13 protein-coding genes are annotated in these 13,690 nt (G+C 75.5%); 7 read left to right on the forward strand and 6 right to left on the reverse strand.

The features are described from left to right. Positions 1-10: 10 nt before the first annotated feature. From ACFZCF_RS26300 to ACFZCF_RS26310, 3 genes are read right to left on the reverse strand one after another with little or no spacing between them, the layout of a single operon-like run. The gene (locus tag ACFZCF_RS26300; protein WP_391289215.1) at positions 11-1,546 is read right to left on the reverse strand and encodes a lipase maturation factor family protein; all 1,536 of its coding nucleotides are present in this window, start codon (positions 1,544-1,546) and stop codon (positions 11-13) included. Positions 1,547-1,557: 11 nt separating this feature from the next. Next, positions 1,558-2,100 carry a DUF1990 family protein gene (locus tag ACFZCF_RS26305; RefSeq protein WP_391289217.1) on the reverse strand — a complete coding sequence of 181 codons (543 nt, stop codon included), beginning with the start codon at positions 2,098-2,100 and terminating at the stop codon, positions 1,558-1,560. Further along, the gene (locus ACFZCF_RS26310) at positions 2,097-3,005 is read right to left on the reverse strand and encodes a YndJ family transporter (protein WP_391289377.1); all 909 of its coding nucleotides are present in this window, start codon (positions 3,003-3,005) and stop codon (positions 2,097-2,099) included. Before ACFZCF_RS26310 ends, ACFZCF_RS26305 begins: the two co-directional genes overlap by 4 nt. A gap of 174 nt (positions 3,006-3,179) precedes the next feature. On the opposite strand from ACFZCF_RS26310, the gene ACFZCF_RS26315 reads away from it, so the two are divergent. The 7 genes from ACFZCF_RS26315 to ACFZCF_RS26345 all read left to right on the forward strand — a co-directional run bounded on the left by ACFZCF_RS26315 (position 3,180) and on the right by ACFZCF_RS26345 (position 11,756). Continuing rightward, positions 3,180-4,478 carry a DUF6777 domain-containing protein gene (locus ACFZCF_RS26315; RefSeq protein WP_391289219.1) on the forward strand — a complete coding sequence of 433 codons (1,299 nt, stop codon included), beginning with the start codon at positions 3,180-3,182 and terminating at the stop codon, positions 4,476-4,478. A 48-nt stretch (positions 4,479-4,526) separates the two neighbouring features. Beyond that, positions 4,527-6,626, forward strand: coding sequence for a SpoIIE family protein phosphatase (locus ACFZCF_RS26320; RefSeq protein WP_391289221.1), 2,100 nt, complete (start codon positions 4,527-4,529; stop codon positions 6,624-6,626). Between the two features lie 72 nt (positions 6,627-6,698). Beyond that, entirely contained in the window at positions 6,699-7,571 is an 873-nt protein-coding gene (locus ACFZCF_RS26325) for an Fpg/Nei family DNA glycosylase (protein WP_388448467.1), read from the forward strand. A gap of 10 nt (positions 7,572-7,581) precedes the next feature. After that, a complete protein-coding gene (locus ACFZCF_RS26330) occupies positions 7,582-8,334 on the forward strand; it encodes a LytR/AlgR family response regulator transcription factor (protein WP_388448469.1) in 753 nt (250 codons plus the stop codon). A gap of 76 nt (positions 8,335-8,410) precedes the next feature. After that, positions 8,411-8,794, forward strand: a complete 384-nt coding sequence (locus ACFZCF_RS26335; RefSeq protein WP_189951691.1) for a hypothetical protein — start codon at positions 8,411-8,413, stop codon at positions 8,792-8,794. Positions 8,795-8,814: 20 nt separating this feature from the next. Continuing rightward, positions 8,815-10,548, forward strand: a complete 1,734-nt coding sequence (locus ACFZCF_RS26340; RefSeq protein WP_388448472.1) for a cation acetate symporter — start codon at positions 8,815-8,817, stop codon at positions 10,546-10,548. Further along, positions 10,545-11,756 carry a histidine kinase gene (locus ACFZCF_RS26345; RefSeq protein WP_391289225.1) on the forward strand — a complete coding sequence of 404 codons (1,212 nt, stop codon included), beginning with the start codon at positions 10,545-10,547 and terminating at the stop codon, positions 11,754-11,756. The genes ACFZCF_RS26340 and ACFZCF_RS26345 overlap by 4 nt, the downstream gene beginning before the upstream one ends. A gap of 5 nt (positions 11,757-11,761) precedes the next feature. Here ACFZCF_RS26345 and ACFZCF_RS26350 read toward each other — a convergent pair whose 3' ends face one another. From ACFZCF_RS26350 to ACFZCF_RS26360, 3 genes are all read right to left on the reverse strand, one after another. Continuing rightward, on the reverse strand, positions 11,762-12,235 hold the full coding sequence (locus tag ACFZCF_RS26350) for a hypothetical protein (RefSeq protein WP_391289226.1): 474 nt from the start codon (positions 12,233-12,235) through the stop codon (positions 11,762-11,764). A gap of 183 nt (positions 12,236-12,418) precedes the next feature. After that, a complete protein-coding gene (locus tag ACFZCF_RS26355) occupies positions 12,419-12,868 on the reverse strand; it encodes a PaaI family thioesterase (RefSeq protein ID WP_388448478.1) in 450 nt (149 codons plus the stop codon). Positions 12,869-12,872: 4 nt separating this feature from the next. Then, positions 12,873-13,472 carry a sigma-70 family RNA polymerase sigma factor gene (locus ACFZCF_RS26360; RefSeq protein ID WP_388448702.1) on the reverse strand — a complete coding sequence of 200 codons (600 nt, stop codon included), beginning with the start codon at positions 13,470-13,472 and terminating at the stop codon, positions 12,873-12,875. Between the last annotated feature and the right edge of the window lie 218 nt (positions 13,473-13,690).

Below are 13,690 nucleotides of genomic sequence, written 5' to 3' on the forward strand. Positions count from 1 at the left end.
ACAAGGGCCCTCAGCCGGGCCCGTCGGAGCCGGCCGGGTCGACCGGAGGGCGGAGCCGTACCGGCGGGAACATGTCCCGGACGTACGTTCGGTGCCAGCAGTCGCGGCTCTCCCGCAGCTCCGGCCAGGTCGTGAAGCGGTACCGGTACAGGCGGCAGCGGACGTAGGCGGGAGGGGCGTCCGGGAACGGGTTGTGCCGGATCAGCTTCAGCAGGTCCCTGTCGTTCAGCAGCAGCCGCAGCACGAACCCGTCGAACCACGGCGCGCCGTACGACGGCGAGAGGGCCACGAACCAGAGCAGCCAGTCGAGCCGCAGGTGCCACGGCGCGTACTGCCGCGGCCACCGGTGCGGATCGCCCGGTTTCCCCTTGAAGCCGTACTCCCGCCACACCGCGTCCGGGGCGACCTCCCGGTCGGCGCGCCTGAGGACCGGTTCGCCGGCCCTGTCGCGCTCCTTGTACGCGTCCGCCCGGCGCGCGTCCGGCCGCGGTCGGCCGGGGGCCGCGTCACCGGTGCCCTCCACGACGATCTCGTGGCGGACGCGGCCCACCGTGCCGAAGGCGCCATAGGTGTTGACCAGGTGGAAGGGGTCGTACGAGCGGTTCATGGCCTGGTCGCGGGAGAGCAGGTTGCGGACCGGGCGGTGGCTGCGGACCAGGACCAGGGCGGTGAGTGCGAGGACCAGGACCACGTACCAGAGCGGCGGGTCGGGGCGGGGGCGGTCGCCGGTGAGCGCGGAGAGGTCCAGGGCGGAGGCGGCGAGGACGATCGTCAGCCAGTTCAGCCAGGCGAAGTTGCCGGAGAGGACCAGCCACAGCTGGGTGGCGATCATCAGGCCCGCCGCGACCGAGGCCACCGGCTGCGGGGCGAAGAGGAGGAACGGCACGCCCAGTTGCACGACGTGATTGGCGGCGGCCTCGACGCGGTGCAGGGGGCGGGGGAGCCGGTGGAAGAACCAGCTCAGCGGTCCGGGCATCGGCTGCGTCTCGTGGTGGTGGTACAGGCAGGTGAGGTTCCGCCAGCAGGCGTCCCCGCGGATCTTGATCAGTCCGGCGCCGAACTCGACGCGGAAGAGCAGCCAGCGCAGCAGCAGGAGGACGAGGAGGGGCGGGGCGACGTCGTCGTTGCCGAGGAAGACCGCGAGGAACCCCGTCTCCAGGAGCAGCGACTCCCAGCCGAAGGAGTACCAGGTCTGGCCGACGTTCACGATCGACAGGTAGAGGCCCCAGAGCACCAGCCACAGCGCCATCGCGACGGCGAGCGGCACCGCGTCCCCCGCCCCGGCGGCCATCGCCGCCGCGAGCCCGGCCCCCGACCACGCGACCGTGGCGAAGAGCCGGTCCGAGTAGCGCCAGTGGAAGAGCGAGGGGGCGCGGAGCGGGGTGGTGCGGCGCAGGTACGCCGGTACGGGGAGCATGCCGCGCTCGCCGATGAGCGCCCGGAACTGGAGGGCGGCCGACAGGAAGGCCACGCAGTACAGGACGGCCAGGCCGCGTTGGAAGACGGTCCGGCCCATCCACAGTTCCGGCGCGGTGAACCACTCCATCGCCTCCAGTATCAGCCCGCGGCCACGAGCCGGCCGAGGGCGCGGCCGAGCCGGCGGGCGTAGGCGCGCTGGAGCGGGGGGACGAGCGGGCCGGCGAGCCGGGTGTACCAGGCGGCGGGCCGGCTGAAGGCGGTCACCGTGAAGCGGACCGTGCCGTCGGGTTCGAGCTCCACGAGGAAGGCCTCCTCGCCGCTCTCCGGATGGCCGGTGAGGGTGCCGTAGGCGAAGCCGGCCCGGCGCTCCTCCTCGGGGAGCCAGATCACCTCGCAGGGGACGGCACAGGCGAGCGGGCCGATCCCGAGGGCGACCTCCAGGGTGACGCCGGGGGCGGCCCGGCCGGCCGTGGCGCGAACGCGGGCGCCGGTGGCGCGGTGCATCCGCCAGGTGGTGACGGCCTCGGCGGCAACCAGGAAGTCGTCGGCACCGTGGCCGACGGCCGCGCTGTGGCGCAGATGGTGGTAGCCGGCGGGGAGGGCGCCGGGGGTGCGGGTGGCGCCGACCTCCGGGTAACTGAGGACGCGGCGAGGGGTGAGGTCGCCGAGGATGCGGCTCATGCGGGGAGCTCCGTTCGCGGGAGAGGGGCGGGGTGGCGGGGGCCGGCGGGGCGCAGCCGGCGGTGGGCGAGCAGGGCGCAGACGGCGAAGCCGAGCGCGTTGCCCAGGCCGTGGGTGGCGGCCATCCAGGTCAGGGTGGGGTGCGGAAGCCCGGTCGCCTCGCCCAGCGCCCACCACAGGGCGAGCGCCATGGTGGCGGTCAGGACGAGGGCCGAGACGCCGAGCAGGGTCCGGGTCGCGGGGTCGGCGGCGAGGCCGCGCCGCTCCCGCAGGGTCAGCACGGAGACGGCGGCCATGCCGGCGGTGAGGACGACCGCACCCGCCAGCTCGGCCCAGTCGTCGACGAAGTACCCGACCAGGACGAGCAGGGTGCCGGCGGGCACGCTGAGCGCGGCGGTGGTCGCGAGGGGCCCGCCGCCGGACGTACGGCAGAGCAGCCCGGCGACCAGGGCGGCGGCGAAGCCCGCGAAGTGGAAGTGCGGCACGGTCAGCGCCAGGAGGTCGAGGTCGAAGCCGAAGAGCGGGTACGAGGCCCGCTCGGCGACGAGCGCGAGGCCGGCGACGGACGGCGAGACGAGGGCCGTGAGCACCGCGACCTCGGCGGGGCGGAGCGGATGCGGCGCGGGGGCGGGCCCGCCGGCCGGGGAGCGGCGGAGGGCGAGGGCGAGCCGGGCCGGCGCCTGGAGCGCCAGCGCCAGGGTGGCGAGGGCGTAGCAGGCGGCGAGGGCGGTCGCCGCGCCGGAGCGGGGGAGCCAGAGCGAGAGCGCGCCGGGCAGGGCCAGCAGCGGCCAGGCCCGGCGCAGTGGTTCCCAGCCGGGCGGCTGGGGCCCTTCGACGAGGCCGAGCCCGGTCGGCACGACCCAGAGCATCCCGACCGTCACGACCGGGACCACGAAGGCCGACAGTGTGTCCATGACGCCCATCCCCCTGACTTGAACGCGTTCAATCGTCTCGCGCCGAGCGTAGGTCTTTCCTTGAACGTGTTCAAGTCCGCAGGGGGGGGTGCCCGAGCCGCCCGGTCGGACGCGCTCCGCTTGCCCGCCGTCACGGAGTGCGACAGAACGGGAGGGACCCCATCCGTGACGACCGGGAGAAGCAACGTGCGCCCCACCCAGCGCCGGACGCGGAGCCACCCCGCCGTCCGCCCCGCCCCAGGAGCCGCCCGCCGCCAGGGCCGCACCGTTCTCGCCGCGACGCTCGGCGCCGCCCTCCTCCTCGCCGGGTGCTCCACCGAAGGACCCGGCGGCGCCGCCGGCCGCGCCGCCCTCGGCGCCGCCCACGAGGTACACCTCCAGCCGGTCGCCGCCCAGGGCCCCGACCCCTTCACCTCCTCCACCGCGCGCGGCGCCGGACTGCGCGCCCCCCAGGAGAAGGGTGGCGCCGGGGCCCGGCCCGCCGGCGCCCCCGGGATCCGCGAGGTCACCGGCTCCACCCCCGGCCTCTACGGCGGCACCCGGGCCGAGTCCAGCTGCGACGTCGAACAGCAGGTCGCCTACCTCGCCGCCGAACCCGCCAAGCTCCGGGCCTTCGCCGAGGCCGCCGGCATCCCCGAGGCCGGCGTCGCCGACTGGCTCCGCGAGCTCACCCCCGTCCTGCTGCGCGCCGACACCCGGGTCACCAACCACGGCTTCCGCGACGGCCGCGCCGCCGCCTTCCAGTCCGTCCTCCAGGCCGGCACCGCCGTCCTCGTCGACCCCTACGGGGCCCCGCGCGTCCGCTGCGCCTGCGGCAACCCGCTCCGCTCGCCGGTCTCCGTCTCCGGGGCCGTCCACCAGGGCGACCCCTGGTCCGGCTTCGACCCCGACCGCGTGATCATCGTCAAACCGACCACCGCCGTCGTCACCAGCCTCGTCATCGTCAACGTCTCCGACGACAGCTGGATCGAGCGGAAGGCGGGCAGCGACGGCGACCAGGACCGCAAGCCCGACACGGCCCCCGACTGCGACCCCGACACCTGCGTCCTCAGCGACCCCGTCACCCCGGACACCGACCCCGGCGCCGGGACCGGCGACCCCGACGCGCCCGCGGCCCCGAAGACCCCCACCGAGCGCCCCGCCTCTCCGAAGACCCCCGCCACCCCCGCCGTCCCGGAGACCCCGAACGCGCCCGCCACCCCCGCCGTACCGGACCCGCCCGCGGACCCCGACCCGACGGTCCCGGACGCGCCCTCGGAGTCGCACCCCGAGCCGGACGCGCCGCACGACCCGTACGCCCCGGCCGACCCGTACGACCCGTACGAGGAGCCGCCGACGGACCCGTACGCGGACCCCTACACGGACCCGCACCAGGACCCGTACACCGACCCGTACGCGGACCCCTACGCCGACCCGGACGGTCAGGTCCCCGGCGCGCCCGAACCCACCACCTTCGCCGGATGAAAGATCTTCGTGGTGCGCGAGGAACCCGCCGGGCCTAGCGTGGCCCCCATGAGCGCGGGCAGCGGGGGAGCGGACACGGCGGGCCGGCCGGGCGCGGGCCCGGAGGCGGTGGCGGACCGGGCCGCCGTGTCCGCGGCGCCCATCCTCAGCACCTTCGGGGCCGCCTTCCGCATGGGCGGCTTCGACTGGGACCTGCTCACCGGCACCATGGAGATGGACGAGGCCGCGCTCGACGTCTTCGACTTCGACCCCGGCGAGTACGACGGCCGCCCCGAGACCCTCGGCAGCCGTGTCCTGCCCGACGAGGGCCGCCGCCTCGACACCCTCGTCACCCAGGCCCTCAAGGACGGCAGCGACCAGTACGGGGCGTACTTCCGCATCCGCCGCCGCGACGGCTCCCACCAGTGGACCCACACCCAGGGGATCGTCCACCGCGACCCCGGAGGCCGCCCCGTACGGATCATCGGCGTCCTCCGGGACGCCACCCACGAACTCACCGAGTCCGCCGCCCGCCTCGGCCTCGACGAGGGCCGCAGACGGCGCGCCGGGGTCGTGGAGGGCACCACCGCCGCCCTCGCCCACGCCCGCACCGTCCAGGACGTCATCGACATCCTCAACGACTCGCACGCCCTGGAGCACTTCGGCGCCGCCAGCCTCGTCATGGGCCTCCTGGAGGCCGGCCGCATCCACCTCGTCGCCGAAGGACCCGCGGGCGCGTTCGTCCCCGGCACCCGCTTCACCCGGGTGGACGAGCCCTACCCGATGAGCGAGGTGATCCGCACCCTGCGGCCCCGCTTCATCGACACCGCCGAGGACTTCGCGGTCTCCTTCCCCGTCCTCTGGCCGCACATCAGCGGCCTCGGCATCACCGCCGCCGCCTACCTCCCGCTCATCGCCCAGGCCCGCCCCATCGGCGCCCTCGGCCTGCTCTACAGCGACCGCACCGGCTTCAGCGAGGACGAGCGGACGCTCCTCGTCGCCCTCGGCAGCAGCATCGCCCAGAGCCTCCAGCGGGCCATGCTGTACGAGCAGGAGCACGACCTCGCCGAAGGGCTCCAGCAGGCGATGCTGCCCCGCCGGATCCCCGACGTCCCCGGCACGCAGATAGCCGTCCGCTACCGCTCCGCCCGGCTCGGCCGGGACATCGGCGGCGACTGGTACGACGTCATCCCGCTCCCCGGCGGCCGGGTCGGCGCCGTCATCGGCGACGTGCAGGGCCACGACACCCACGCCGCCGCCGTCATGGGCCAGCTGCGGATCGTGCTGCGCGCCTACGCAGCCGAGGGCCACACCCCCGCCACGGTCATGGCCCGCGCCTCCGTCTTCCTCCACGAACTCGACACCGAACGCTTCGCCACCTGCACCTACGCCGAGGCCGACCTCGGCACCGGCGTCGTCCAGGTCGTCCGCGCCGGGCACGTCGACCCGCTGGTCCGCGAGGCCGACGGCAGCTGCCGCCGGGTCCCCGTCGAGGGCGGGCTCCCCCTCGGCCTCTCCGCGGAGTTCGGCCGGCTCGACTACCCCGTCACCACCCTGGAACTCGACCCCGGCCAGACCCTGATGCTCTACACCGACGGGCTCGTCGAGAAGCCGGGCGCCGACCTCGACGAGGGCCTCGAATGGCTCTCCTCCCTCGTCCGGCGCGGCCCCGCCGACCTCCCGCACCTCGCCGACCTGCTCTGCGACGTCGTCGCCGAGCGCGGCGGCGAGGACGACGTCGCCCTCCTGCTGCTGCGCCGCCTCGGCGCGTACGCGCCCGGTGGCGGACGCTTCCGCCAGCACGTCGCCCAGAGCGACCCCGAGGCGCTCAGCGCCGCCCGCCACATGATCCGGGCCGCCGTCCGGGCCTGGGGAGCCGGCTCCCGCGCCGACGAGATCGAACTCGTCGCCGACGAGCTGATCACCAACGCGCTCATGCACACCGACGGCGGCGCCATCGTCACCCTGCGGATCCTGCCCGGCGCCGAACGCCGCCTGCGCGTCGAGGTCGAGGACCGCTCCAGCGCCCTCCCCCGCCGCCGGGAGGCCGGCGAGGCGGGCGTCTCCGGCCGCGGCCTCCTCCTCGTCGAACAGCTCTCCGACAACTGGGGGGTGGAGTCCCGGGGCGGCGGCAAATGCGTCTGGTGCGACTTCGTGGTGACGGCTTGACCACCGCGCGCCCGTCCCGCCCGGCGTCCCTCCCGGCGCGCGCACGACGGGCGCCTGCGGCAGGGTGGTGGCATGCCGGAACTGCCCGAAGTGGAAGCGCTGCGCGAGTTTCTCGGTGAGCACCTGGTCGGGAAGGAGTTCGCCCGGGTGCTGCCGGTCGCGATCAGCGTCCTGAAGACCTACGACCCGCCGCTCGGCGTCCTCGACGGTGCCCGGGTGACCGGGGTCGGCCGGTACGGCAAGTGGCTGGACATCACCGCCGCCACCGACGCGGGACCGCTCCACCTCGTCGTCCACCTCGCCCGGGCCGGCTGGCTGCGCTGGCAGGACCCGCTGCCTTCGGGGCCGCCGAAGCCCGGGAAGGGGCCGCTCGCCCTGCGGGCCGCGCTCACCGGCGGTGACGGCTTCGACCTCACCGAGGCCGGCACGACCAAGCGCCTCGCCGTCCACCTCGTCCGCGACCCGCACGAGGTCCCCGGCGTCGCACGGCTCGGCCCCGACCCGCTCGCCGAGGACTTCGGCCCCGAGGACCTCGCCGCCCTTCTCACCGGCGAGCGGCGCCAGATCAAGGGCGCCCTGCGCGACCAGAGCCTGATCGCCGGCATCGGCAACGCCTACAGCGACGAGATCCTGCACGCCGCGAGGATGTCACCCTTCAAGCCCACCGCCACCCTCGCCCCCGACGACGTCGCCACCCTCTACGAGGCCCTGCGGACCACCCTCCACGACGCCGTCGCCCGCTCCCGCGGCCTCGCCGCCGGCAGGCTGAAGGCCGAGAAGAAGAGCGGCCTGCGCGTCCACGGCCGCACCGGCGAGCCCTGCCCCGTCTGCGGCGACACCATCCGCGAGGTCAGCTTCGCCGACTCCTCCCTCCAGTACTGCCCCACCTGCCAGACCGGCGGGAAGGTCCTCGCCGACCGCCGCATGTCCAGGCTGCTCAAGTAGGCTCCCGCGCATGCTGCGCGTACTGGCCGTCGACGACGAGGAACCCGCCCTGGGGGAGCTGCTCTACCTGCTGCGCGCCGACCCCCGGGTCAGGACCGCCGAGGGCGCGGGGGACGCCACGGCGGCGCTGCGGCGGATCGGGCGCGCGCTCGACTCCGGGCCGGACGGCGAGGAGACGATCGACGTCGTCTTCCTCGACATCCACATGCCGGGCCTCACCGGCCTCGACGTGGCCCGGCTCCTCGCCGGCTTCGCCCGCCCGCCGCTCGTCGTCTTCGTCACCGCCCACGAGGGCTTCGCGCTCCAGGCCTTCGACCTCAAGGCCGTCGACTACGTGCTCAAGCCGGTCCGGCGCGAGCGGCTCGCGGAGGCCGTGCGACGGGTCCACGAGCTCGTCCACGCCGGCGCCGCGCCCGCCCCGGCCCCGGCGCCCGAGCAGATCCCGGTCGAACTCGGCGGCGTCACCCGCTTCGTGTCCGTCGACGACATCGCCTACGTCGAGGCCCACGGCGACTACGCCCGCCTCCACACCGACCACGGCAGCCACCTCGTCCGCATCCCGCTGTCCACCCTGGAGGAGCGCTGGGCCGACCGCGGCTTCGTCCGCATCCACCGCAGCCACCTCGTCGCCCTCGGCCGCGTCGACGAGCTCCGCCTCGACGGCGGCGCCACCTCCGTCCGGGTCGGCTCCACCGACCTCGCCGTCAGCCGCCGGCACGCCCGCCACCTCCGTGACCTGCTGATGCGCCGGGCCGGCGGCTGACCGGAAACCCCTACCGGCGCCCGGCTCCGTCTGCCTACACTCCACGGGCCCACCCGCCCGTCAGAGAGCGATGCCGATGCCGGAGCACTCCCCGCCGCGCCGGCCCCGGCGCGAGACCGTCACCCACGCCTCCGCCCTCGGCGACCGGCCCGCGCCCCGGCTGCGGCCCCGCGCGCCGCACCCGCCCGCCCGCTCCGAGATCGACGAGCAGACCACGCTCGGTCACACCTACGTGCGCTCCCTGATGCGCAGCCAGCTCCGCGCCGCGCTCACCGCGCTCGGCGCGCTCGCCCTCCTCGTCGGCACCCTCCCGCTGGTGCTCGCGCTGCCCGCCCCCGAGGCGCTGGTGTGGGCTGCGCTCGGTGTCGGCGTCTACCCGGTGGTGTGGGCGGTCGCCCACTGGTACGTCCGCAGGGCCGAGCGCAACGAGCGCGACTTCACCGGCCTCGTCGAGCGCTGAGGACCGGTGGACCGCCCCGCATGAACCAGACCTACGCGGTCGCCGCCGTCACCGCCGTCGTCCTCGCCACCGTCCTCATCGGCGCCCTCGGCCTGCGCGTCTCCCGCACCACCTCCGACTTCTACGTCGCCTCCCGGACCGCCGGGCCCCGGCTCAACGCCGCCGCCATCAGCGGCGAGTACCTCTCCGCCGCCTCCTTCCTCGGCATCGCCGGACTCGTCCTCGTGCAGGGCCCGGCGATGCTCTGGTACCCCGTCGGCTACACCGCGGGCTACCTGGTGCTCCTCGTCCTCGTCGCCGCCCCGCTGCGCCGTTCCGGGGCGTACACCCTCTCCGACTTCGCCGAGGCCCGCCTGGAGTCGCCGCAGGTCAGACGCCTTGCCAGCCTCTTCGTCGTGGGCATCGGCTGGCTGTACCTGCTGCCGCAGCTCCAGGGCGCCGGACTCACCCTGGAGATCCTCACCGGCGCCCCCGACTGGTTCGGCGGCCTGCTCGTCGCCCTCGTCGTCACCTGCACGGTCGCCGCCGGCGGCATGCGCAGCATCACCTTCGTCCAGGCCTTCCAGTACTGGCTGAAACTGACCGCCCTGCTCGTCCCGGCCTTCTTCCTGGCCGCCGCCTGGTTCGGGGACGGGGCGCCCCGGGCCCGCTTCGACGCGCCCGCCGTGCTCCGCGAGCACACCGTCGTCCGGGTCGCCGACACCGTACGCATCGGGCTCGACGCCCCGCTGACCCTCACCGTCACCGGCACGGTCGACGCCGTCCGGTACGAGGAGCGGGCCGTCACCCTCGCGCCCGGCACCCACCAGGTGGGCGGCGGCACGGTCCTGGCCCTCGTGCCCGGCAGCGGCCTCCCCGAACGCCGCGCCGAGGGCGCCGACCCCCTCGGCTGGTCCCAGCCGCTGGCCGGCGGCCGCGACGGGCACCAGCTGTACGCCACGTACGGACTGATCCTCGCCACCTTCCTCGGCACCATGGGCCTGCCGCACGTCGCCGTCCGCTTCTACACCAGCCCCAACGGGCGGGCCGCCCGACGCACCACCCTCGTCGTCCTCGTCCTCGTCGGCGGCTTCTACCTGCTGCCCGCGCTCTACGGGGCGCTCGGCCGCGTCTACGCCCCCGAGCTGGCGCTCACCGGCTCCGCCGACGCCGCCGTGCTCGTCCTGCCCGACCGCATCCTCGGCGGCGTGCTCGGCGACGTCCTCGGGGCCTTCCTCGCCGGCGGCGCCTTCGCCGCCTTCCTGTCCACCGCTTCGGGGCTCACCATGTCCGTCGCGGGAGTCCTCGCCCAGGACGTCCTGCCCTCCCGCGCGGTCCGGCACTTCCGGCTCGCGACGCCGCTGGCCACCGCCGTCCCGCTCGCCGTCGGCGTCGCCGCCTCCAAGGTGCCCGTCGCCGACGCCGTCGGGCTCGCCTTCGCCGTCTCCGCCTCCTCCTTCTGCCCGCTCCTCGTCCTCGGCATCTGGTGGCGGCGGCTCACCCCGCCCGGCGCCGCCGCGGGACTGCTCCTCGGCGGCGGCTCCGCGCTTGCCGCCGTGATGGCGACCCGCGCCGGACTCGCCCCGGACGGCTGGCCGCACACCCTGATGGCCTGGCCCGCCGTCTGGTCCGTCCCCCTCGGCTTCCTCACGATGGTGCTCGTCTCGCTCGCGACGCCCCGCAGCGTCCCGCCCGGCACCGCCGCCACCCTCGCCCGGCTCCATCTGCCGGAGCGCTTCACCGCCCCCGTACCCGCCCAGGAGGCACGCCGGTGAGCGGCATCGCGTGGGCCGCGGCGAGCGCCGCCGGAGCCGTCCTGCTCGCCGCCGGCGTCGTCCTCGGCCGGGTCACCGCCCGGCGCGGCGCCCGCGCCGCCGACCTCGACCTCGGCACCCCCGTCGAACGGGCCACCTTCCACACCCTGCACACCGCCTCGCTCGCCGCGCCGCCGCTGCGCGCCGGACTCACCGAGGAGACCGCGCACCGGGCGGCCCGCCCGCTGCGCTCGCTCCTCGGCACCGAGGCCCTCTGCCTCACCGACGGCACGGCCGTCCTCGCCTGGGACGGGCCCGGCGAGGAACACCACCACACGCTTGTGCCCGAGCTGGCCGCCGCGACCCTGGAGACCGGCCGCAGCCGCTCCGCGCCCACCGGGTGCGCCGAGCCCGGCTGCGAGCTGCGGTGGGCGGTGGCCGCCCCGCTCACCGGCGAGGAGGGCGTCCTCGGCGCGCTCGTCGCCTACGGCTCCCGGGAGTCGGCGGTGCTCGTCCGGGCCGCGACGGAGGTGGCCCGCTGGGTCTCGGTCCAGCTGGAGCTCGCCGAACTGGACCGCTCCCGGACCCGGATGGTGGAGGCGGAGATCCGCGCGCTGCGCGCCCAGATCTCCCCGCACTTCATCTTCAACTCCCTCGCCGCGATAGCGTCGTTCGTCCGCACCGACCCCGAGCGGGCCCGCGACCTCCTCCTGGAGTTCGCGGACTTCACCCGCTACTCCTTCCGCCGGCACGGCGACTTCGCCCAGCTCGCCGACGAACTGCGGGCGATCGAGCAGTACTTGGCGCTCGCCGGGGCGCGCTTCGGCGACCGGCTCAAGGTGACCCTCCAGATCGCCCCCGAGGTGCTGCCGGTGGCGCTGCCCTTCCTGTGCCTCCAGCCGCTGGTGGAGAACGCGGTGAAGCACGGGCTCACGGACCGGGAGCGGGGCTGCCGGGTCACCATCGCCGCGCGGGACGCCGGCGCGGAGGCGGTGGTGACCGTCGAGGACGACGGGGTCGGCATGGACCCCGAGCGGCTGCGGGCGGTGCTGCGCGGCGAGCACCCGAGCGGCTCCGGCATCGGCCTGTGCAACGTCGACGAGCGGCTGCGCCAGGTGTACGGGGCGGAGTACGGCCTCGTCATCGAGACCGGTGTCGGCGCCGGCATGAAGGTGACGGCCCGTTTCCCCAAGTACCGCCCCGGCGTGCACCCTTCACCGACGGGCTGACCGGATCAGGCGAGCCAGAGGGCGAGATGGGCCAGCGGAAGTCCCAACTGCCAGGCGGGCAGCCAGGTCCGGGCGGTCTCGTCGACCAGGAGTGCAGTGCCGGTACCGGGCGGGCTCTCCAGGTCGGCGGCGTGCACCCAGGTCTCCCGCAGCGCCGTCCAGGCGCCGCGGGCGAGAACCAGATCCGCGCCGTCGGGGTCCTCGGCCGCCTCGGCGGCGAGCCGTTCCGCCACCCATGCGGGCCAGTCGGCCTCGTGGGCGGTATGCCGCAGCCACGTGTCGGGCGCGGGTTCCCCGGACAGGTGGACGGTGAGGGCCAGGGCCCGCAGCGCGGCGCGGTGCTCCAGCGAGGCCGGCTCGGCGAGGCCGGCCGCGGTCAGGTACTGGTCGGCCAGGTACTCGGCGCACAGCCAGGCCATGGGAACGGCGAGGCCCCCGCCGTTCCTGCGGCCGGCGCCGTTCGTGCTCTCGGGCGGCAACGCTCCCACCTTCTCCCGGACGTCGGGACCCGCGGTTTCCGGGACCCCGACCAGAGCTTCCTCCGACCGGGGCGTCCGCGTGGACCGCTTTGCTCAACTCGCCGGTGTGGTTTCGGATACGTTCCCCGGCCGGATCGGTGCCCCCGGGGCCGGTGGTGCGGGAGGGGCGACGGGGGCGCGGTCTCAGCCGAGGAGGGCGTAGACCGCGGTCGCGTGGGCGGCGGGTTCGTCGGTGCCCTCGGCGGTCATCGTGATGTCCGCGAAGGCCATCCGCTTCCCCAGCTTGGTGAGGCGGGCGCGGACCAGGACGTCGGCGCCGACGACCGCCCGCTGGAAGCTGGTGGACTGCTGGACCGTCGTCATCGGGACGAAGCCGCCGCGCGCCGCGGAGACGGCGATCACGGTGGCCGTGTCGGCCGCCGCCATCAGGGCCTGGCCGGAGATCCCGCCGCCCTCGCGCGCCAGCCGGTCGGACCACGGGAGCCGCAGGACGGCCGCGTGGCCGTCCAGGGAATCGACCTTGAGCCCCAGGTCCAGGACCCAGGGGGCGAAGTTGTCGGCGAGGATCTTCTCGGCCCCGGCGGGCGTCAGCGGCGGGGTGCCGGGCAGCGTCACGGCGTCGGTGTGCGTCACGGCGTCATTGTGCGGCCGCGGCCCGCGGCCGGGCAACGGAGCCGTGCCGGGGCCGGTACCCGGGCAGGGAGCGCCCGAGCTGGCGCAGGGCGTAGTGCGAGCGGGACTTGACCGTGCCGGCCGGGATCCCGAGGGCGGCGGCGGCCTCGTTGACGGTGAGTCCGTCGAAGTAGAGCCGGACCAGCACCGCCCGGTGTTCCGGGCTCAGGCCCCGTACCGCCGCGCGGACGTCGAGCGCCGCGTCGGCGGACTCGGTGGCGTCCGCGGGGTCGGGGGTCACCGCGAGCACCCCGTCGCCGATCTCGGCGGGGCGAGCGAGCCGGGAGCGGCGGGCGTCGATGGCGAGGCGGCGGGCCACGGTGAAGAGCCAGGGCCGCATCGAGGTGTAGGCGCCGCTGAACGCCTCGGGGTGGAGCCAGGCCCGGACCAGGGTCTCCTGGACGAGGTCCTCGGCGCGCTGGCGGTCCCCGTAGGTGAGCCCCAGGAGGAAGGAGAGCAGGGCGGTCCCGTGCTCCCGCTGGAGTTCCTGGAGCGTGCCCTCGTCGGTCGTCGCCCCGGCCGTCGCGGCCTTCGCCGTTCGCGCCCGCGCGGCCGTCGTCGTCATCGTCGCCGTCGTCATCGGTGTCACCCTTCCCCGCCCGCTCAGCGGTTCGTCGTCCGCGCCGTATACGAACGCATCCGGGCGGACGTGGACAGGGAAAGGACAACGGTCTGCGGCGAACGGTCGGAACGAGCGGCGAATGGCACGGCGAGCGGTCGAGTGACGGTCGTACGTCCGATTCGGTGGGGTTCGCGTCGCGCCCCGGCCGCGTACCTTGACCG

The sequence above is a fragment of the Streptomyces sp. NPDC007945 genome (genome assembly GCF_042958885.1).
In the GTDB taxonomy this organism is placed as follows: domain Bacteria; phylum Actinomycetota; class Actinomycetes; order Streptomycetales; family Streptomycetaceae; genus Streptomyces.

What these genes read in the sequence shown, in the direction of transcription:
- ACFZCF_RS26340 (WP_388448472.1), top strand. Translation starts at nt 8,815, where the DNA reads ATGAACCAGACCTACGCGGTCGCCGCCGTCACCGCCGTCGTCCTCGCC.
- ACFZCF_RS26335 (WP_189951691.1), top strand. Translation starts at nt 8,411, where the DNA reads ATGCCGGAGCACTCCCCGCCGCGCCGGCCCCGGCGCGAGACCGTCACC.
- ACFZCF_RS26305 (WP_391289217.1), bottom strand. Translation starts at nt 2,100, where the DNA reads ATGAGCCGCATCCTCGGCGACCTCACCCCTCGCCGCGTCCTCAGTTAC.
- ACFZCF_RS26320 (WP_391289221.1), top strand. Translation starts at nt 4,527, where the DNA reads ATGAGCGCGGGCAGCGGGGGAGCGGACACGGCGGGCCGGCCGGGCGCG.
- ACFZCF_RS26360 (WP_388448702.1), bottom strand. Translation starts at nt 13,472, where the DNA reads ATGACGACGACGGCCGCGCGGGCGCGAACGGCGAAGGCCGCGACGGCC.
- ACFZCF_RS26300 (WP_391289215.1), bottom strand. Translation starts at nt 1,546, where the DNA reads ATGGAGTGGTTCACCGCGCCGGAACTGTGGATGGGCCGGACCGTCTTC.
- ACFZCF_RS26325 (WP_388448467.1), top strand. Translation starts at nt 6,699, where the DNA reads ATGCCGGAACTGCCCGAAGTGGAAGCGCTGCGCGAGTTTCTCGGTGAG.
- ACFZCF_RS26330 (WP_388448469.1), top strand. Translation starts at nt 7,582, where the DNA reads ATGCTGCGCGTACTGGCCGTCGACGACGAGGAACCCGCCCTGGGGGAG.